The 19,708-nt window shown below is 43.3% G+C and carries 17 protein-coding genes and 1 pseudogene; 13 read left to right on the top strand and 5 right to left on the bottom strand.

Annotated elements, in window-relative coordinates:
• Positions 1-298: 298 nt before the first annotated feature.
• From DP114_RS11450 to DP114_RS11440, 3 genes are all read right to left on the bottom strand, one after another.
• Positions 299-1,468 (bottom strand): CO2 hydration protein, encoded by a 1,170-nt coding sequence (locus tag DP114_RS11450; protein WP_169268266.1) that lies wholly within the window; start codon positions 1,466-1,468, stop codon positions 299-301.
• 87 nt (positions 1,469-1,555) lie between these two features.
• Positions 1,556-3,058 (bottom strand): NADH-quinone oxidoreductase subunit M, encoded by a 1,503-nt coding sequence (locus DP114_RS11445; protein WP_169268265.1) that lies wholly within the window; start codon positions 3,056-3,058, stop codon positions 1,556-1,558.
• A gap of 38 nt (positions 3,059-3,096) precedes the next feature.
• Entirely contained in the window at positions 3,097-4,953 is a 1,857-nt protein-coding gene (locus tag DP114_RS11440) for an NAD(P)H-quinone oxidoreductase subunit F (protein ID WP_169268264.1), read from the bottom strand.
• A 627-nt stretch (positions 4,954-5,580) separates the two neighbouring features.
• Between DP114_RS11440 and DP114_RS11435 the strand changes: the two genes are divergently transcribed.
• The 10 genes from DP114_RS11435 to DP114_RS36275 all read left to right on the top strand — a co-directional run bounded on the left by DP114_RS11435 (position 5,581) and on the right by DP114_RS36275 (position 14,567).
• Positions 5,581-5,889 carry a carbon dioxide-concentrating mechanism protein CcmK gene (locus tag DP114_RS11435; protein ID WP_015209255.1) on the top strand — a complete coding sequence of 103 codons (309 nt, stop codon included), beginning with the start codon at positions 5,581-5,583 and terminating at the stop codon, positions 5,887-5,889.
• 181 nt (positions 5,890-6,070) lie between these two features.
• Positions 6,071-6,418, top strand: a complete 348-nt coding sequence (locus DP114_RS11430; protein WP_048869679.1) for a carbon dioxide-concentrating mechanism protein CcmK — start codon at positions 6,071-6,073, stop codon at positions 6,416-6,418.
• Positions 6,419-6,424: 6 nt separating this feature from the next.
• Positions 6,425-6,727 carry a EutN/CcmL family microcompartment protein gene (locus tag DP114_RS11425; RefSeq protein ID WP_169268263.1) on the top strand — a complete coding sequence of 101 codons (303 nt, stop codon included), beginning with the start codon at positions 6,425-6,427 and terminating at the stop codon, positions 6,725-6,727.
• 22 nt (positions 6,728-6,749) lie between these two features.
• On the top strand, positions 6,750-7,031 hold the full coding sequence (locus DP114_RS11420; RefSeq protein WP_172195193.1) for a hypothetical protein: 282 nt from the start codon (positions 6,750-6,752) through the stop codon (positions 7,029-7,031).
• A gap of 456 nt (positions 7,032-7,487) precedes the next feature.
• Positions 7,488-9,167: a ribulose bisphosphate carboxylase small subunit gene (locus DP114_RS11415; protein ID WP_171976127.1), complete on the top strand. Its 1,680-nt coding sequence runs from the start codon at positions 7,488-7,490 to the stop codon at positions 9,165-9,167.
• A gap of 137 nt (positions 9,168-9,304) precedes the next feature.
• Positions 9,305-9,955 (top strand): LbetaH domain-containing protein, encoded by a 651-nt coding sequence (locus DP114_RS11410; protein ID WP_171976126.1) that lies wholly within the window; start codon positions 9,305-9,307, stop codon positions 9,953-9,955.
• A gap of 66 nt (positions 9,956-10,021) precedes the next feature.
• Positions 10,022-10,792 carry a carbon dioxide-concentrating mechanism protein gene (locus DP114_RS11405; RefSeq protein ID WP_169268259.1) on the top strand — a complete coding sequence of 257 codons (771 nt, stop codon included), beginning with the start codon at positions 10,022-10,024 and terminating at the stop codon, positions 10,790-10,792.
• Positions 10,793-11,599: 807 nt separating this feature from the next.
• Entirely contained in the window at positions 11,600-12,538 is a 939-nt protein-coding gene (locus DP114_RS11400; RefSeq protein ID WP_169265696.1) for a LysR family transcriptional regulator, read from the top strand.
• Between the two features lie 238 nt (positions 12,539-12,776).
• Positions 12,777-14,384, top strand: coding sequence for a mucoidy inhibitor MuiA family protein (locus DP114_RS11395; protein ID WP_169265695.1), 1,608 nt, complete (start codon positions 12,777-12,779; stop codon positions 14,382-14,384).
• 18 nt (positions 14,385-14,402) lie between these two features.
• Entirely contained in the window at positions 14,403-14,567 is a 165-nt protein-coding gene (locus tag DP114_RS36275) for a zinc ribbon domain-containing protein (protein ID WP_370460801.1), read from the top strand.
• A gap of 118 nt (positions 14,568-14,685) precedes the next feature.
• On the opposite strand, the pseudogene DP114_RS11385 reads toward DP114_RS36275, so the two are convergent.
• A pseudogene (locus DP114_RS11385) lies at positions 14,686-15,198 on the bottom strand (transposase); the annotation flags it as partial.
• A gap of 325 nt (positions 15,199-15,523) precedes the next feature.
• On the opposite strand from DP114_RS11385, the gene DP114_RS11380 reads away from it, so the two are divergent.
• The gene (locus tag DP114_RS11380; protein WP_171976124.1) at positions 15,524-16,120 is read left to right on the top strand and encodes a sugar O-acetyltransferase; all 597 of its coding nucleotides are present in this window, start codon (positions 15,524-15,526) and stop codon (positions 16,118-16,120) included.
• Between the two features lie 415 nt (positions 16,121-16,535).
• Here DP114_RS11380 and DP114_RS11375 read toward each other — a convergent pair whose 3' ends face one another.
• Positions 16,536-18,017 carry an aminotransferase class I/II-fold pyridoxal phosphate-dependent enzyme gene (locus tag DP114_RS11375; protein WP_171976123.1) on the bottom strand — a complete coding sequence of 494 codons (1,482 nt, stop codon included), beginning with the start codon at positions 18,015-18,017 and terminating at the stop codon, positions 16,536-16,538.
• 173 nt (positions 18,018-18,190) lie between these two features.
• Here DP114_RS11375 and DP114_RS11370 point away from each other — a divergent pair, with 173 nt between their 5' ends.
• Together DP114_RS11370 and ychF are read left to right on the top strand one after the other, a co-directional pair.
• Positions 18,191-18,376, top strand: a complete 186-nt coding sequence (locus tag DP114_RS11370) for a hypothetical protein (protein ID WP_169265691.1) — start codon at positions 18,191-18,193, stop codon at positions 18,374-18,376.
• Between the two features lie 66 nt (positions 18,377-18,442).
• Complete coding sequence (gene ychF, locus DP114_RS11365; RefSeq protein WP_171976122.1) at positions 18,443-19,534, top strand: redox-regulated ATPase YchF; 1,092 nt, start codon at positions 18,443-18,445, stop codon at positions 19,532-19,534.
• Positions 19,535-19,708 lie beyond the last annotated feature (174 nt).

Below are 19,708 nucleotides of genomic sequence, written 5' to 3'. Positions count from 1 at the left end.
TCTAATAGTTCAATGGTTTGACCGCGTTTAATTCCTCTAATTCTCATCTAATAAGTTCCTCTGGTAATGGTTATTAAGATGCGTAATGGTTTGCGTCTAACATATCCCACAGGAAAAATTTTCCAGCTTATTCAGGTTGTGGCTTTTGAAAAGGATATACATCTTTTATAGCTTGCACCCAACTATCAGACACAGATTCAAGAATGCATAGCCCTTTCCTAAAACAAACACAGACAAACACAGATAAATTATCTGCGTCCATCTGCAGTTCCAAAACTCTAAACCCAAATCTTGCCATCTACATCATCTTAGGTACAGAGATAAGACAAAAATTAGATTGATCGTTCACCTGTTCTAAACGCGAAGTCTTTAACCTATCAAGCCACTTTTGCAGAAAGACTCGATTCATTTTTTGCTCATCTGGATTTTGAGTATCCACTGGATGAGGCATAAGTCCCAAAATCGTTGCTGTAGTCACACAGAACATCGACTTTTGAAAACTTATACAAATTTGAACTCGCAAATCATCTTCTCCCCGACGACTGCGCTGATAAACTTCGTGCAAATAATCTGGAAGATAATGACGCATATCTTGCATCAACAAGGTAGGAGGAATACCCGCACCGCCAATTGGTAAAGGATCGGCATACAAAGCACCATATTGAAATCGAGATTGATCTGCGGGAATTTGATAAGCTTGGGCATTATATGAAACTGTGCCATGAAAAGCGGTTCCCCGGAAGAAAACTGCTTCTACATAAGGGATTGCTGTATCTGCAAGAAATGTCAAACCAGCAGATTTAGGAATGATATCGTAAACTTTATCCCGAATTTTAACTGCGTAGGTAATAGGCTTGTTGGCATCTGCTACCAAACCTGCTTTGACGTGTTCTACAACATCAGGAATACATTTGATTTCACCTTGATCGTAACGGTCTGATAAAGTGAGGAAAATATCAGCCATCACACGCCAAAATTGACCTAAACCCGTGGAGTAAGAACTGACACGCAACTGTTCTGTTAAGAAATCAGGGAAAAGTTGGTTAACTCCCTTGATGATAGGATTATTTTTAAATTTTGCTGCAATAACAGCTTGCGCTCTTTCTTCAAATTCTTTTGAATCTAAGTATTGATCCAACCCACCGCCACCATGCCATATCATCCCTTTCATGCAATATTCGGCATATTCATAATTAATTCTGTCATGCCACCAATGCCGAAATAGTTTCTTAAAAGAAAAGTCTCCATTAAAGTATTTCCAAAATTGGAAAAATACTAAAAATTGATGTTCAGCAACATAAATGAGATTTTTAGAGTAGGCATCTAAAACGATGCCGTAACTTTTCAGAATACCCACGACTTCTATCACATTTTCTTCGGTATCAGGAAGTAATGCCCCTCCTGACTCTAATCGCTCGATATATTCAAATAATGGATAGTTAACAGGTTTATCTTTTATGTTTACCATTGCTATATCTCCTACTTAAAATACATATTTAAAAGTTAGGTTTGTAGTATGCATTTGGGCACATCTTACAAACCTAAGAACAGTCTTTTAAGTTTTGGTTTTTTCCTTAACAAACGATACCGTTGCCACTGGGGTTGGTATATTAACCATCGTCGTCATTGTCGGTTCAGTCCAACGCACAAGCCAATTGGGTTGGACTCCAAAAATCACAATCAGCACAGCTAAAACGACAGCAGGAATACGATCGCCCCAAGAGACACGTGGCAAATTGACGACTTGTGCAGACAAACGCCCGAAAAAGCCACGGTTCATGAGAATTAAGAAGTAAACAGCAGTTAAGCCGGTACCTATCATCGCTAATAGAGTTTGGACTGGGAAAACTGCGAAACTGCCCCGAAAAATGATAAATTCGGAAATAAATCCCACCATTCCCGGTATACCAGCGCTAGCCATTACTCCCAAAACCATCAAGCTTCCAATCACAGGCATACCTCGTTCTGGGTTGAGGAGTCCCTGAAGAACTCCTAAATCACGGCTTCCTGTTTTTTTATAGACAATCCCTACTAATAAAAACAGCAGGGCTGAAATCAAGCCGTGACTAATCATTTGCATGATGCATCCCAAGACACTCAAAGGTGTTGCAGCTGCGGCGGCTAAAAGCACAAAGCCCATGTGTCCAATGGAACTGTATGCTACCATTTTTTTCATGTCGTTTTGGGCGATCGCACACGATGCACCATACAGCACGCTGATAACTGCCCACGTTGCTAAAACGGGAGATACATAACTCCAACCATTCGGCAACAAGTTCATCCCAAACCGGAGTAAGCCGTAAGTTCCCAACTTCAACAGTACCCCAGCCAATAATACAGAAATTGGTGTGGAAGCTTCAACGTGAGCATCTGGTAACCAAGTATGCAGAGGAACTAAGGGAATTTTGATGCCAAAACCAATTAATATTCCCAGCAAGAGTAAGACTTGTGTCTCTACAGACAAAACGCTAGTATTCAAGGCATCCAAAGCAAAGCTAGAAGCTCCACTCAGCCAAACCATGCCCAGAAAACTTGCTAAAATCATTATCCCAGAAACAGCGGTGTAAATCAAAAATTTAGTCGCTGCATAGCCGCGCCGTTCACCACCCCAAATCGCAATCAGGAAATACAGGGGAATCAGTTCGATTTCGTAAAACAAGAAAAATAGCAGTAAATCTTGTGCCATGAAGGCTCCAGTCACGCCAGCGTTTAACAGCAGGAGCAAACTGTAATAAAATCGAGGACGCGAAATATTTTCGTCAGTGCTGTCAATGGCGATCCAAGTCAACAAGCCATTTAATAGCAGCAAAGGTAATGACAGACCGTCTATTCCAAGATAATAATTTAATCCTAACGCATCTATCCAAGGTAGGAATTCGGTGAACTGTTTATTCATTTCCCCAGGATTAAACTGGCTTGCAATGACTATAGTCCACAAGAAAGCGATACTCGCAACAACCAAAGCGACTTTACGAGAAAGTTTTGCTGTTATGCCAAAAGGCAAGAAACCGAGTAAAGCCGCACCTAGTAACGGTATCAAAAGCAAAATACTGAGCATAGGCAACAACGTAGGTAAGGTGAACACAGAACAAGGGATTAGAATGGCAAGATATTCAGTAAGCCTAATGACCAGCTGACGAGAAAACCTAGGAGACTAACGCCTACAAGGATTGTCAATAGGTATCCTTGAGAACGACCAGAAATGCTGTACTTTAAGGTTTGTCCACCAAAAATTGTTGCAAACCCAATTAAGTTAATGAAACCATCTACCAGATAGCGATCGCTCCATGCTGAAATTTTAGAAAGCAGCGCGACTATACTAACGACTGTCACATGATAAAGTCGGTCAATGTAAAAGTCATAACCTAACAAGTCTTGCAAAAATCTCCAAGTAAGAACTCTAGATCTCGACCAAGCTTTGTGCAGATAGATGTTAGACCCTACCCCTATCCCCAGCACTCCAGAGGATACTAACAATGTCACGACAATCCAATTTATACTTTCCCAATCAGGTAAGAGATACCATTGTTGTAGCATCAGGGGTAATAACAAGGTCATTACCGTCAGCGTTACCATTGGCAATGCCATCTGCCAACCGACTTCTGGAGTGCGACGGGTCTTTGGTTGTGGCTGACCCCAAAATATTAAGCGAAATAGGCGTGTCAAATTTAATGCCGTCAAACTATTGACCACCACTAACACACCAATGACCCAAGGGCTAACCAAAGCCAAGCCATCAGCCCATCCTAACATCGCCCAAAAGCTTCCTAGTGGTAGCAGTGTCACCATTCCAGCAGAACCGACAACAAAAGCTGTGGTGGTTGCTGGCATCCTTGACCACAGACCCCCCATTTCGGTTAAATCTTGAGTATTGGTAGTAAATATCACTGCTCCAGAACTCATAAATAAGAGTGCTTTGGCAATGGCATGAGTCAGCAACAGCATCAAAGCTACTCCTCCTTGCTGCATCCCGACTGCCAAAAACGCTAACCCCATGTATGCACTTGTGGAGTGAGACATTGCTCGTTTGATGTCAATTTGAGCCAGTGCCACTAACGATGCACCAATTGCGGTGACTGTACCCATGATGATTAAAGCATTTAATGCAACTGGCGACAGCGCTAAAATTGGTTGTAGTTTAAACAGCACATACGCCCCACCAGCCACCACCAAAGAGTTTCGCATCACTGAAGCTGGGTTGGGACCTTCCATTGCCTCATCTAACCACAAATGTAGCGGAAATTGAGCGCATTTACCCGCAGGTCCTGCAATCAGCCCTAAACCTAACAAAGTTGATGTTGTTGAATTTAAATCTGCCGTCTGCGCCCATTCATACAAGTCAGAAAAGTTCAAGCTACCTGCTAGGGTGGAAAGTGTCACAACTGCCATCAGCAGCAACAAGTCTCCCACTCGCTTGGTCCAAAATGCATCTCGTGCTGCTGTGACGACTAAGGGTTGAGCATACCAGAAACCGACCAGCAAATAGGTGGAAAGAGTTAACATTTCCAGAAGGGCATAGCTGAGAAATAAAGAGTCACTGATAGCTAAGCCACACAGCGCTGCTTCAAAAAATCCCATCAGCCCAAAGAAACGTGCGATCGCCCAGTCCTTTTCCATATAACCAAGGGCGTAAGTTAATGCCAGTAAACTTAACCCTGTAATTAAAACTGTTGTCCCTACAGTAATTGACGAAACTTCTAAAGCAAAGGATAAGTCAAAATCCCCAGCTTGGAACCAGGTAAACAAAAAAGTTTGTGATTCTGTATTCCAAATATCAACGCATACGAACAAGCTGTGGAGAAAAGCCAAAAAGGTTGCCAGCCAGTTGATATAAGCGGCTGGTCTTGGTCCTGTGCGCCGAATTAATCCTATTGCCCACGGTAAAGTTAACAGGGCACCCATTAACCCATAAAAAGGTATACACCAACTTGTTGAAAACAGAATCTGATTCATTCAAATATTCCTTTTTGCTCCGATTAATAATTACTTTTTCAGTTTAGGAAATGATTTCTCCTATTCTCTACTTTTAAACATTATTTTTTTTTTATTAATTATTTCATTGTTTGTATCTCAAACACAAACAAAAATCTCATACAATTCATAATATCTTTTTTATTATCCTTACTTGTTTTTATTCTTACAGCATAATCTGATAACTCAAATCATCTAGTTGAGCAGGTAGATAATCAAAAATTATATACTTTTTTCTGATTGTCTTTACAAAGAGTAACAGCCAAGGAAGAACTGTCCTAACACTCCTTAAGTTTCGCGTCATTCCTCTTGAGGCAGAATTTGCACCTTTATTAACCTGTTTGCTGCAGATAGTATAAAAAAATTATAAAACAGAAGTGTCTGCTCTAGGAATCTATGAAGTTCGGTTGAGCAGAATTGTCGTTATCCAGTAATATTAATTTTTATTAATTGACTTTATTATAAACTATTATGGTAATTTATATTGTCAGGGACGCCAAGCTTTTCTATGCTTAATTTGGGAAAGGTTTTAGATCTCAAGATGAGCATCCCCGTAGAAAAATTTTCACCTGAGAGTACATATTGCACTAAATTTGTGGGAGTTATGCGATGCCAATTGCGGTTGGAATGATTGAAACAAAAGGGTTTCCGGCAGTCGTTGAAGCTGCTGATGCGATGGTGAAAGCCGCTCGCGTTACTCTAGTAGGGTATGAAAAAATCGGTAGCGCTCGGGTGACTGTGATTGTCCGAGGAGACGTTTCTGAAGTGCAAGCTTCTGTTGCTGCTGGAGTGGAAGCAGCTAGAAGAGTGAATGGCGGTGAGGTGCTGTCCACTCACATAATTGCCCGTCCTCACGAAAACCTGGAATATGTTCTGCCAATTCGTTATACCGAAGCCGTGGAGCAGTTCCGTACTTAGCAATTTTGGAAATTCATTCTTCAGTGCAAGGCTTAGATTAAGCGGCAAAAAGCAACTGAAGAACGAATCAAGCTTTCAGCCAACAGCCCAACTGCTGACGGCTTGAAAAATCTGAAGTTGTTGGGGTTGTCGTATTGGGCTTTGGTTGTATTCAAATCTTAAAAACAAAGGATTTAAACTTATGTCAATTGCAGTAGGAATGGTAGAAACTTTAGGGTTTCCTGCGGTAGTAGAAGCAGCAGATGCGATGGTAAAAGCCGCCCGCGTGACTTTAGTTGGCTACGAAAAAATTGGTAGCGGTCGCGTAACCGTGATTGTACGGGGAGACGTTTCTGAAGTACAAGCTTCAGTTGCTGCTGGGGTTGAATCAGTCAAGCGAGTCAATGGTGGACAAGTGCTGTCTACCCACATCATTGCTCGTCCTCACGAAAACCTGGAATACGTGCTACCAATTCGTTATACAGAAGATGTAGAACAGTTCCGGGAGAATGTGAACGCAATTCGTCCCTTCGGCAACAGAAGACCATAACGTGTAATGCAAATTGCTAAAGTTCGCGGCACAGTAGTGAGCACTCAAAAAGATCCAACTCTGCGAGGTACTAAGCTACTGCTGTTGCAATTAGTAGATGAACAAGGACAAATTTTGCCAGAATACGAGGTGGCCGCTGATAGTGTGGGTGCGGGAATAGATGAGTGGGTACTTATTAGTCGTGGTAGTGCCGCCCGTCAAGTTATGGGTAACGAACAACGTCCAGTAGACGCTGCCGTAGTGGCAATAATTGATACAATCCACGTTCAAGACCGCGTGATTTACAGCAAAAAAGACCAGTATAGATAGTCATGATAGTTATGAGTCATTAGTGAGCCAAGGCTATGCACCGACATTTCCCCATGTTGGGGACTGGCAAGGTAGCGCGCCCTGTTTTGAAAATTTTCCTCGTGCCGGCTCTGGCGTCCCTTGTCCCGCAGCGCGTGTCACGCCACTTGCTCTACTTGGGGAGCTTGGGACGAGCGCGTCTGGTAAACCCGAGTACGGGCAAGGCAGGGCTATTGAGATACCCGGAGGGCTATCCGGGGAGACTTCCAGTCTCGCTGCGATAGCCGAATGGTCTGCCGCAGGCATAGATCGCCAGTCAGCCTAAGTCGGGAGACCCACTTGCAGTGCTGGACTCACCCGTTCGGGGTTCGGCAGTTGCTCCTGGAGGAAACCACACCACATACTACAAGTCGGCACAGCCGACTTGTAGCAACTGACGTCCCGTTGTAGCACAAGCGCGTTCTCCCGACCTAGGCATGTGGCCTCCGCACTGCCTCACCAACGCAGTGGCTCAACGGATAGGTGCCTCAAGTTGGGAGACCCTTTCGGCAGTTTCTCATGGCGAAGCTAGTCCTATGAGCCGGCTAGCCCCGCAATCAGCGTAGCCGTGCTGCAGGGATAGGGGCGCGCTCGTCGTCGTAAACCGACACGCTCTTGCAAGGTAAACGCCAACAGTACTGGCTCTTGTGCAGGCGACTGGCTCTCCCTTTGGACTTTCCCATTGGGTCATTAACTGTAAACAGATGACTTTTGACTAATGAAACAGAGGAGGAATCTAGCGATGGCAGTCCGCAGCACGGCGGCACCCCCAACCCCGTGGTCAAAAAGTTTAGCTGAGCCAAACATCGATGAGACAGCGTTTGTGCATCCCTTTTCCAACATTATTGGGAATGTATTTGTGGGCGCAAATGTAATGGTTGCTCCGGGAACTTCCATTAGAGCGGATGAAGGCACACCCTTTTACATAGGTGAAAACACTAATATCCAAGATGGTGTCGTCATTCATGGGTTGGAGCAAGGTCGAGTCATTGGTGATGACCAAAATGAGTACTCTGTATGGATTGGCACCAATGCATCCATTACTCACATGGCGCTCATTCATGGACCAGCTTATGTTGGGGATAATTCCTTCATTGGCTTTCGCTCTACGGTGTTCAACGCCAGAGTAGGAGCAGGTTGCATCGTGATGATGCATGCTTTAATTCAAGATGTGGAAATTCCACCAGGAAAATACGTACCTTCAGGAGCAATAATAACAACTCAGCAGCAAGCGGATCGCTTACCAGATGTGCAAGCACACGATAAACAATTTGCTCATCATGTGGTTGGGATTAATCAGGCCTTGCGCTCTGGTTACATCTGTGCTGGGGATAGTATGTGTATAAATACTGTTCGGAAGGAATTGACAAAATCTTATACAAGCAATAATGGGTTTGAAAGGAGTAATGACGTGGCAAGAAGTAGCTTGGGTGTTGAAACAGTCGAACAAGTACGTTATCTGTTAAATCAAGGGTATAAAATTGGTACAGAACACGTAGATCAGCGGCGGTTCCGTACTGGCTCTTGGCAAAGTTGTACACCAATAGAAGCAAGATCAGTTGGTGATGCGATCGCAGCTTTGGAAGATTGTCTGACCAGTCACAGCGGCGACTACGTTCGTCTTTTTGGCATTGACCCCAAGGGTAAACGGCGCGTGTTAGAAACAATTATCCAACGCCCAGATGGAGTCGTAAATAATCCGCCTACTAACTTCAAAGGTCATACCAATCAAACAAACAGAAGCTATAACGATAAGAGTTACAGCAATAGCTACAGCAACGGCAGTGGTAGTGGTAAACTCAGTGGCGAAACTGTAGACCAAGTACAACAACTCCTTGGCTCTGGTTACAAAATTGGTACAGAACACGTAGATGAGCGTCGCTTCCGTACAGGTTCATGGCAAAGCTGCCAGTCCATTGAAGTCACTTCCACAAGAGAAGCTGTTAGCGCATTGGAACAATGTATGGAAAATCATCCAGGTGAGTACGTACGCTTGATTGGTATTGACCCCAAGGCAAAACGGCGCGTATTAGAAAGTATTATCCAACGTCCTAACGGTCCAGTTGGCTCATCCGACAGTTATAAGTCTACAGCTAGTGCGCCAGCTAGTGGGGTGCCAGTAAATTATTCTGCCACATCAACAGGAACAGCAACCAGTAAACGCCTCAGTTCCGATGTAGTAGAACAGCTACAGCAACTCATCAATGGTGGGTATAACATTAGCGTAGAACATGTAGATCAGCGACGTTTTCGCATAAATTCGTGGTCAAGCGCTGGGCAAATTCAGACTCGTTCTGCACAACAAGCCGCAGCAGCATTAGAAAACTATTTAGATCAATACCAAGGGGAGTACGTGCGACTTATTGGTATTGAGCCAAAAGCTAAACGCCGGATAGTGGAAACAATTATCCAACGGCCATAAGACAAAACCACAAACAAACAAAAAGAACTGGGGACAAGGGGAAACAGGAGCGAATGAGCGGTGAAAAACTTCTCCCACTCCTTCAGTCTCTGGTTCCCTCACTCCCTCCTATTCAAAGGCTTCTGAGGTTACATATCATGTCTGTGCCGCCACTGCGCCCAAGTTATGACTTTGATTCTTATATAAGTGGCGAGGTGATAATTCATCCAAGTGCAGTACTTGCACCAGGTGTGATACTCCAAGCAGCTCCAAACAGCAAAATAATTATTGGTTCGGGTGTTTGTGTTGGTATGGGGTCAATTCTCCAAGTCCATGAAGGAACACTTGAGGTAGAAGCAGGAGCAAATCTGGGAGCCGGTCTTTTGATGGTTGGTAAAGGTAGAATAGGGGCAAATGCTTGTATTGGGGCAGCAACAACAATTTTTAATTGTTCTGTTGATCCGGGACAAGTCCTACCTGCGGGTTCTGTTCTGGGAGATACAAGTCGCCGTATTTCTGAATCTCCTACACAAACCGAACAAACAACCCAGGAATCATCCATAACTAACCCTACTTTCAGTACTACAGAGTCAGAAAATGGGACAGGTAGACAAAAAGGAGAGGCAGGCAAGGAGGAATCATCTGCCATATCTCCCTCCTCATCTTCCTTATCCCCACCAGTTTCCACTCAAGACTCTCAAATCAGTACTTACATTTATGGACAACAAAGCATACAAAAGCTGCTAGTTACATTGTTTCCCCATAAACAGTCGTTAAACAAACCTATATCTGACGGTGAACCTGAATAAGTGTTAATTGTTAAGTTGTCAGCAATTAAAAAAGCAACTAACAATTGACTACCCTGGAGAATTGAAATGGAGGCATACAGTCAAAGGTCTATAAGCAATATCCAGGCATCGCGCCGTCGAGACACACTCAGTGAAAGTGCGTTGGGATTAGTGTCTACCCGCAGTTTTCCAGCAATGGTTGGTACAGCGGATATGATGCTCAAAACCGCTGGAGTTCACCTCATTGGATATGAAAAAATTGGCAGTGGTCACTGTACTGCGATCGTCAGGGGTGGGATAGCTGATGTACGTCTGGCGGTAGAGTCTGGTGTGCAAACTGCTGAACAATTTGGTCAGTTGGTTTCTAGCTTGGTCATTGCCCGTCCTTATCCCAACCTAGAAGTGATACTGCCTATCAACAGCCGCCTGAGTGCACTTTCTCAAGACAGCTACAACCGCCTGAGCAACCAAGCAATTGGTTTAGTAGAAACGAGGGGATTTCCAGCGTTGGTGGGAGCTGCTGATGCGATGTTGAAAGCTGCCGATGTCCAATTGGCAGCTTACGAAAAAATTGGTGCGGGTTTGTGTACAGCCATTATTCGTGGGTCGGTGGCAAATGTCGCGGTGGCAGTAGAAGCTGGTATGTACGAAGCAGAACGCATTGGAGAGTTAAACGCAGTCATGGTCATTCCAAGACCATTGGAGGAATTAGAGCAAACCTTGCCAGTTGCAAGTTGCTGGATAGAAGAACGTCAACCGTTAAAGTTACCTATCAACATCAAGGAGCAAGTCGCAGAAACAGAGTTAGTAGAATTGCCAGATTTAACCAGGTTACCTCTAAAAATGACCGAAGAATGACTGCCAGTGAAAAAGTTAAGAGTTAAGAGCTAAGAGTAGCCAGTTGTGTAGACATTTCCCTGGTTAAGCAAACTGGCTTTGAAGAATGAGTCCTTTGTCTTTTGAGTTTACAAATGACCCTTCTGGTCTAGTCCGTTCGCCCTGGGGGCACGCACTTGCACAGGGAACACAGGCACACCCTATGGCTAACGCCACGCCTTACGGCTATCGGGAACGCCCGTCGCCGTGAGAGGGCAGACCCTCCAAAGAGCGCGCTTACTCACCAGTCACCCGCTTTCGGGTTACCCACCAAAGCAGTGCTGGACTTACCCCACTGGCTCACAAATGACGAACCACTCATCACTCATAACTCGTAACTTGAGCAACTTAGCATCAAGGTATGTAACCTTGGCTGGAAGGTGTCTTACGCTGTTGAGTGCTTCTTTAGAATCATAACTTTATCCCTATCATAAGGAAAATACCATTATTTGAATAGTTTTAGTAGATATTTATCTATGTTTAGATCATTCGCCTTATATTCAAAGAAGCAACTAACCCAAGTTGCTAGTTATCAAAAAGTGCCTAATTTTAAGTACAAAGTCTCAAATTATAGTACTTAGCAATACTGAAACAGTCATTTTTTGTATTCTTTAATACCGTTTAGACGCACTAACTAGCAACTTACGTAACTATCTCCAGCAAGAGCCGCTAGGTAAAGTCAGAGCGTCAACACTTGTAACTTTTAGATGAGCAAAGCTATATCAATTTCAAGTGTTCAGTGATACTAGATTTATATCTATAAAAATCACTATAAAAGGAGAATAGCTTTTGAACCAAGCGACGCTGCACCAGTTAAAGGTGTTCGAGGCTGCGGCGCGTCACAGTAGCTTTACTCGTGCCGCTGAAGAACTCTTTCTCACTCAACCCACTGTTTCCATGCAAATTAAGCAACTCACAAAATCAGTTGGGTTGCCGTTGTTTGAACAGGTAGGAAAGCGCCTCTATCTTACAGAAGCGGGACGGGAACTATTTGCCACTTGTCGGCAGATTTTCGACACAATTGCCCAACTTGAAATGAAAGTGGCAGATTTAAAAGGGTTAAAGCAAGGACAATTGCGGTTGGCAGTCATTACTACAGCTAAGTACTTCATACCACGTTTATTGGGTCCATTTTGCCAACTTTACCCAGGAATTGATATCGCCCTGCAAGTGACAAATCATCAAGGCATTCTGGAACGTATGAGCAGTAATATGGATGATTTGTATATCATGAGCCAAGTTCCAGAACATTTAGATGTCAATTACCAGCCATTTTTAGAAAACCCTTTGGTCGTTATAGCACCAGCTAATCATCCTCTGGCAATGGAAAAAAATATTTCGATTGAACGTCTTGCTGATGAACCTTTTATTATGCGCGAACCAGGTTCAGGAACAAGGCGATCAGTGCAAGAATTATTTGATCATCAGAAAGTGATGGTGAAGGTTAAGCTGGAACTGGGCAGCAACGAGGCGATTAAGCAAGCAATTGCTGGTGGCTTGGGAATCTCCGTTTTGTCTCGACATACTTTAGTGACAGATAATAAAGATTTAGCCATTCTGGATGTAAAATACTTTCCCATCCAACGGAATTGGTACATGGTTTACTTAGCTGGTAAGCAACTGTCTATCGTTGCTCGTACCTATTTTGAGTATCTACTAGATGCTGCAAAGCAATTTGCAGATCAAACACTAAGTTCTAGTCTTTTTCAGGCAGACAAAAATAGTTAGAGAGGTATAAATTTATTGATAAGACTAATATCAATAACAGTTTCAAAGCAGTAAAAAATCTGTCTTTGGATTGAAATCATCAACTATTTAGCAATGCCCCTTTTCAGCAAAAATGGAGGAGATGTTTGGGTAAAGGCAGCAGTTAGTTAAGGGACAGTTCACCCATACGATTAAATAAGCAGCAAAAGCATTCACAATCAGAGAAAACTGACAGTGACTAGTAAAGGAAGCATCGGCTGTGCGAAAAACAGTAGGAACCGAGATTGTATCTGTGATAGTGTATACGGATATTGCCCTGGTGACACGACGAAGCGCGATCAAGGAAGCGTCAAGCCTCCAGCTTATCGCACTAACCGGACAAGAACGAGAATTAGAAATTCTCCAACTGCCAGTTACGCTGTTAACTGAGTCCATCAGGGTTAGTGGTAGAGCTGAAGTTGTAGTACACCTACTGGGAGTCAGCACAGAGCGAGTCTTCTCTTGCGAACCCTTTGCCGAACGATTGAGCCATTTGACAAGGCAAATCCAGCAATTAGAAGCAGAATGGAACCTCTTGCAAGCACAAATCGATGCTTTGGCTTTGCAGTCAAAGTTTATTGAAGGTTTACGTGAGAAAACAGAGGAACCTTTTGCACAAAGTCTGTCGCGGAAAAATCTTAGCTTGAGTGAAACTTTGGATTTTCTCAACTTTCTAGGAAGCCAGTACAGCGAGTATGCTATTGCGACAACGGAGTGCAAAGTCCAACAGCAAGAATTAGACAAGCAGCTACAGGTTCTGCGTCAACAGTGGCAACAACTACAAACACCATCACCCAAGGAAAGTTTTACCTTGAGTGTGGGGATTGAGCCTGCGGGTGCTGGAGAGTTTGAGCTAGAAGTCTGTTATGTAGTCAATTACGCTAGTTGGACTCCGCTGTATGACTTGCGAGTCAATACAAGCAGCAATTCCATCAATCTTACCTATCTGGCTGAAGTCACCCAAAGTACAGGTGAAGATTGGACGAACGTATCTCTGACTTTGTCTACCGCAAAACCTGGGTTGGGAACTTTACCACCATTACTGGAACCTTGGTACATTGACGTACTGCGTCCACCAGAGTTTTTGCGTATGCAAAGACTAGCAGCTATGCCTACTCCTCCTACTGGAGATAATCCAACATCAGAAACCGAACAATTTCAGGAAAATTTGGTCACTGGAGAAACTGTTGTTGCAGAAGTTTCTAAACAAGGAAATACAGTCACTTTTGAGGTGAACAGCAGTGGAAAGATTCCCAGTGACGGCACACCTCATAAAACGACAATTTTTAACGGCGATTTCCCTTGTAGCTTTGAGTATGTGGCAATACCACGCTTGTTTAGCTTTGCTTATCTACAAGCAAATGTAAAAAATACTGTTAATTGTGTCACTTTATTACCAGGAAAAGCGAATATTTTCCGAGATCATACATTTGTCGGAACAACTCAATTAGAAAATGTTGCACCAGGGCAAGAGTTTAAGCTCAACTTAGGAATTGATGAAGGTTTAAAAATTGAACGTGATTTAGTAGAACGTCAGGTAGAGAAAAAACTGATTGGCAACAATTGCAGGATTACTTATGCTTATCGGATAGTTATAACTAACTTACAAAATCAAGAAGCAAATTTAAAAGTCATTGAACAATTACCAATCAGCCGCAACGAAAAAATTAAAGTCCGTCTCAACCGTAGTAATCCGCAAATTCAACTTGGTGAAATGGGAATATTGGAATGGTCTTTAGCTCTTTCACCGCAGGCACAACGTGAGGTATATTATCAGTTTGTTGTTGAACATCCACCTGAGTTAACAGTCGTTGGTTTGGATGTTTAGCCAACTTGTGTATGATCAATTACGCCTGACACAAACCAAAAGTATAAAGAACGAGTGTTTGAATGTAGTCGTTGCGGTTTTGTGATCGACCGTGACTTAAATGCAGCTATTAATTTGAGCCACTGCTCGACTAGGGTTTCCCGGCTTGAGGCATGTGGCGTATCGCGTTTGGCTAAAACGTGAATGCTTTCTGAGGGATAACCGCTCCCATGCTCCCCATGAAGAAAGAAATAGAATGTCTAGACTTGTCTAGCTTTTATGTAGCAGGTTAAGATAATTGCACAAATGTCTGCGAGGGTGCAGGAAAAGGCGATAAATCTAGCTTGGAAACTGGCTTTCGCAGATATTTAACCACACCTAAGTCTTGATTCTCTGGGGCAGCGAAGTATTTAATCGGGTCATCCACTTTGCCTTTGTCATTTGCGACACTAAAATGGTACAAACCACGAAAAATCATCTCCAAAGAAATGCGGTCAAACGGTAGAGATAATTCGTCAGCAACCCCATCTCCCAAGTCAACCAAAACAGCATAAAATAACCAAGTACCCCAGACTTGTAGCTTGATACCATTCATAGAACCAGTCCATAAATAAGATAGCCCCAGCAAGCGTTTTACTGTGTAGAAAGCTTCTTCAACTCTCCATCTTCGGCGGTATAAATCTGCCACAACATAAGGAGGTAAAATTTGTGGGTCAAGGACAGAAGTAATGTAAGAATAGCTAGTTTTACCAACTTTCAGTAGACCGAAAACTTTTGAAAGTTGACGAAAGAATAAGGATTTCAGCCGTCGTTTTGGAGGCTGGCGATCGCTTATGGTCGCGATGGCTATGCGCGTCCATCCAGAACAGAGGTGCTTGAAAGGTAGATTAGAAGCTAATTTCGACTGCTTGCATTTTTACCGGAAAATGAATGAAGGACGCTTAAAGCTTCTGGAAAACTTTTCGGTCTACTGAAGCTATTTATGTATGGTTCATTTTTTTCACAACTCATTTAGGATTGCTATAGTAGTGTCTCAGTTTGAATTTCAAGATTGGGTTGATTCCGACCCTTCCGCTTTGTTGCTATACTTGGCGAAGCTCAGTGCCGCTGTCATGCGCTGAGTCGCACGCTCAACTATAGGTCGAGGAAGAAAATAACGAATGGTAAATGACGATGGCACCAAGATAATTTCCTGGGGAACGCCAGAATCAGCGGCGATGTTGGCGAACGTCAAACGAGCGATGGCGATAACCGCCAAGCTTAACCGTTTGACGTTCAACGATGTAGACGAAATCCGAGCCTTGTTCAGCGAACTTATCGGCAAAAAAGTAGACGAGAACTTTTTACTGCTCCCGCCATTCTATACTCTCGGCGGGGACGAAATCCGTGTCGGGCGTAACGTCTCCGTAAATCAGAACTGCACTTTTTATGACGTTGGCGGCCTCGACATTGCTGACGATGTAATGATCGGGCCGAACGTGAGCATCATCACGACAGGTCATCCCCTTGAACCTTCGCAGCGCCGCAAGGTCACAATCGGCAAGCCCATCGTAATTGAGAGAAATGTTTGGATCGCAACAGGCGCAATAATTATCGGCGGGGTGACGATAGGCAAAAACTCGGTTGTAGCTGCAGGTTCGGTAGTCACCAAGGACGTTCCCCCCAATGCCCTTATCGGAGGAAATCCGGCGCGTGTCATTCGTTTGGTTGGCGAACTGGAGCATCCGGCAGAAGCCATGAGCGAAAATTCAAATTGAGACACTGCCGTTGTGAAGCCAGGGTAAACGCATCTTATTTACTAATAAAAACTAAGAAAGATTTAAAAATGACATAAATAATTGTAAAATTTGAGGAAATGATAAAGAAAACAACTCAATTTTTTTCTCAAACTGTGAATAAGCTTATATTCATCTGAATGGCTATTCAATAATACTAAAAATATTCAATTAAGGGGGAAATAAAAGCATATTTCCCCTGAGAATAAAGAAACATTTAATGTCAAATACTTAACTCAAGTTTTGATCTACTGTTTGAAGCTAACGCTAAAACATTTAGTAAATAGTTGTTATCCATCGCCGCGAGGAACTGTTTATTTTTGATTCCTCATTTCACACGCTTTTCTTTACCTAACTGGAGTAGCGCAGATCGCTCTAGTAAAGAAAAGCTAATTCTTCATACTTTCACAACCTTTAACGTTCTTAAGCTTGTATCAGCACAACCACTAATAAATCCACCCAACTCTTGAATGTGTTGTAAATACTCTAAAGCACATGGAGAAATAACTTCTCCAGGCATCAAGATGGGAATTCCTGGTGGATATGGACAAATGATTTCCGCACAAATGCGTTCTGAGGTTTCTTGAAATGGCAAGGTTTCTGTAGGAGAAAAAAAAGCTTCACGGGGCGAAAGATGTATGGAATTTCCTGTGATGCTAAACAAATCCTTTCCTTCCCTCATTAATAGGGAGTAGGCAGGAGATGGAGTTTTTCGATACTCTTTACTAAGGGTAAGAAAAGCTTGCACAAGTTGTTCAATATCCTTTTGGGTGTTACCGAAACTGATGATGAAAGTCAGATGTTGTAGTGATGAAAATTCAGCCGTAACGCCCAGCTTGTCATTCAGAATTTCCTCAGCTTCAAAGCCAGTCAAACCTAAGCCAGAAACAGTGACGGTTAATCGGGTTTTATCTAAAGCAACAAAACCAGGTGATGTCTCATGAAGAGGGATTTCCAAAACCGATAAACCAGGGATTTGACTAATACGAGTTCTCGCTTCTTGGGCTAGTTGCAATGTGCGAGACATCAACTCTTCACCATAAAGCGCCATTTGCTGACGGGCTGCATCCAGAGAAGCTAAAAGTAAATAACTAGGACTAGTTGATTGTACCAGTTGCAATGCTTTACTCACACGGTCAATATCTATCTTGTTACCTTGAACATGCAGCATTGATGCTTGAGTCAATGCACCTAGTACTTTGTGAATAGATTGTACGCTGATGTCAGCACCTGCGGCTAAAGTTGGAGTGGGTAGTTGGGGATGAAAGGCAAAGTGTGCACCATGTGCTTCATCCACAATTAAGGGGATGTTATGTTGGTGGGCGAGGGAGGCTATTGCCCTCACATCTCCACAAACACCGTAGTATGTAGGGTAAACCATAAACACTGCTTTCGCATCAGGATGCTGTTCCAATGCAGCTTGTACAGCCGTGGGAGTGATACTGTGAGCAATATCTAAAACTGAGTCATATTCTGGATGGATAAAAATTGGGATAGCGCCGCAGAGAATTAAACCTGCGATCGCAGAAGAATGAACATTCCGAGGCAGAATAATTTTATCTCCTGTAGCGCAAGTCGCAAGAATCGCCGCTTCAATTCCGCAGGTAGAACCATTGACAAGAAACCAAGTCTGTGACGCAGCAAAGGCTTCAGCCGCTAGTTGCTGCGCCTGCTGAATAACGCCACTTGGTGCAAAAAGGTTGTCTAATTCTGCTAATTCTGGCAAGTCAGCACGAAACACTGCTTTGCCAAAAACATCAGTTAAGGATTTGGAAATTCCTTGTCCTCGTTTGTGCCCTGGGGTGTAAAAAGGAGCGTGAGGACGTTCTGCACTGGCTTTTAAGGTGTCTAATAAGGGTATTTGGTTTTGATTGAGCATTTTGGCAACGGATTTTGTCGCGGATGTAGTGGATGAGTTACTTTGTAAGTCTCACAGATAATCTATCCGTTACATCAGTTATTTCATCCGTTGCAAATAGTCATATTGGAAGATGTCAGCAGCATCTGTTGTTATCTAGGTTGGTAAGGTCGAATGATTTCAGTAAAGATACTATGATTTATCCCAATCCTGGACAATTACCTGAACCACAGCTTCCTCCTCCATTACCAAATCCCGAACCATCACCGGAACCAAGAATTCCACAACCCATACCAGGACCGGTACCAGAACCAGTTCCTGCTCCGATTCCGCAACCAGTTCCAGCACCTATTCCCCAACCTGTACCGGCACCTATTTGAAACTCCTTGCGAGTAGTTTTGTTTTAAGATAGCGTTTGGTACCAAATCCAAAATTTCAAATCTAAGATGCTACGAGCCGGAATTGTCGGACTCCCCAACGTTGGAAAATCGACTTTGTTTAATGCCGTGGTTGCCAATGCCAAGGCAGAAGCAGCCAACTTCCCTTTTTGTACTATAGAACCGAACGTCGGCATTGTCTCTGTGCCGGATGAGCGGTTAAATGTTTTATCGAAGATTTCCTCCTCAAAACAAATTGTTCCGGCGCGTGTTGAGTTTGTAGATATTGCCGGTTTGGTCAAAGGTGCTAGCCAGGGGGAGGGACTGGGTAACCAATTTCTCTCCCACATCCGGGAAGTTGATGCAATTATTCATGTCGTGCGATGTTTCGAGAATGATGATATCATTCACGTTGCTGGTTCAGTTGAGCCAGCACGAGATATTGAAATCATCAATTTAGAGCTTGGTTTAGCCGATTTGGCACAAATTGAACGACGGATTGAACGCACCCGTAAACAAGCTCGTACTAGCAAAGAAGGACAGATTGAATTAGCTTTGCTGGAAAAATTAGCTGCTGTATTAAATGAAGGGAAATCAGTACGGCAAGTTAGTTTGACCGAAGAAGAAGCCGAGATTATTAAACCACTAGAACTGCTCACCAATAAACCGATCATTTATGGTGCCAATGTGTCTGAAGATGAATTGGCAACGGGTAATGAATACGTAGAAAAAGTGCGAGAAATTGCATCAGCTGAAAATGCACAAGTTGTCGTCGTTTCTGCCCAAGTTGAATCGGAATTAGTTGAATTGCCAGAAGAAGAACGGTCTGAATTCTTGGCATCTTTGGGTGTAGAAGAAGGTGGTTTAAAATCTTTAATTCGCGCTACTTATACTTTGTTAGGTTTGCGTACTTACTTCACAACAGGAGAAAAAGAAACCCGTGCTTGGACGATCACAGCAGGAATGTCAGCACCACAAGCAGCCGGTGTGATTCACAGCGACTTTGAACGAGGATTCATTCGGGCAGAGACTGTTGCTTATAAGGATTTATCCACAGCAGGTTCAATGAATAGTGCCAAAGAAAAAGGGCAAGTTCGCAGTGAAGGAAAAGATTACGTCGTGCAAGAAGGCGATGTGATGTTGTTCCGCTTTAATGTGTGATTTTGTGAAATTGAAGTAATTATAAACCCGGTTTCTTCAAGAAACTGGGTTTCTTAATTAGGCTTGAGAACTATAGCTATTCTTAATCCCCGGTTGTACGCCCAATGCAAGAGTTGCTGACACGCGGTGCCATGTTTAATTCGGAAGTTCTGTAAAGAGTTTTGGAGCCGGAAC

Source organism: Brasilonema sennae CENA114, assembly GCF_006968745.1.
In the GTDB taxonomy this organism is placed as follows: domain Bacteria; phylum Cyanobacteriota; class Cyanobacteriia; order Cyanobacteriales; family Nostocaceae; genus Brasilonema; species Brasilonema sennae.
This window is presented reverse-complemented; position numbering and strand designations above follow the sequence as displayed.

Bases quoted from the DNA above. Each gene is read 5' to 3' on its own strand.
- DP114_RS11450 (WP_169268266.1), bottom strand. From the start codon at position 1,468: ATGGTAAACATAAAAGATAAACCTGTTAACTATCCATTATTTGAATAT.
- DP114_RS11445 (WP_169268265.1), bottom strand. From the start codon at position 3,058: ATGCTCAGTATTTTGCTTTTGATACCGTTACTAGGTGCGGCTTTACTC.
- DP114_RS11440 (WP_169268264.1), bottom strand. From the start codon at position 4,953: ATGAATCAGATTCTGTTTTCAACAAGTTGGTGTATACCTTTTTATGGG.
- DP114_RS11435 (WP_015209255.1), top strand. From the start codon at position 5,581: ATGCCAATTGCGGTTGGAATGATTGAAACAAAAGGGTTTCCGGCAGTC.
- DP114_RS11430 (WP_048869679.1), top strand. From the start codon at position 6,071: ATGTCAATTGCAGTAGGAATGGTAGAAACTTTAGGGTTTCCTGCGGTA.
- DP114_RS11425 (WP_169268263.1), top strand. From the start codon at position 6,425: ATGCAAATTGCTAAAGTTCGCGGCACAGTAGTGAGCACTCAAAAAGAT.
- DP114_RS11415 (WP_171976127.1), top strand. From the start codon at position 7,488: ATGGCAGTCCGCAGCACGGCGGCACCCCCAACCCCGTGGTCAAAAAGT.
- DP114_RS11410 (WP_171976126.1), top strand. From the start codon at position 9,305: ATGTCTGTGCCGCCACTGCGCCCAAGTTATGACTTTGATTCTTATATA.
- DP114_RS11405 (WP_169268259.1), top strand. From the start codon at position 10,022: ATGGAGGCATACAGTCAAAGGTCTATAAGCAATATCCAGGCATCGCGC.
- DP114_RS11380 (WP_171976124.1), top strand. From the start codon at position 15,524: ATGGTAAATGACGATGGCACCAAGATAATTTCCTGGGGAACGCCAGAA.
- DP114_RS11375 (WP_171976123.1), bottom strand. From the start codon at position 18,017: ATGCTCAATCAAAACCAAATACCCTTATTAGACACCTTAAAAGCCAGT.
- DP114_RS11370 (WP_169265691.1), top strand. From the start codon at position 18,191: ATGATTTATCCCAATCCTGGACAATTACCTGAACCACAGCTTCCTCCT.
- ychF (WP_171976122.1), top strand. From the start codon at position 18,443: ATGCTACGAGCCGGAATTGTCGGACTCCCCAACGTTGGAAAATCGACT.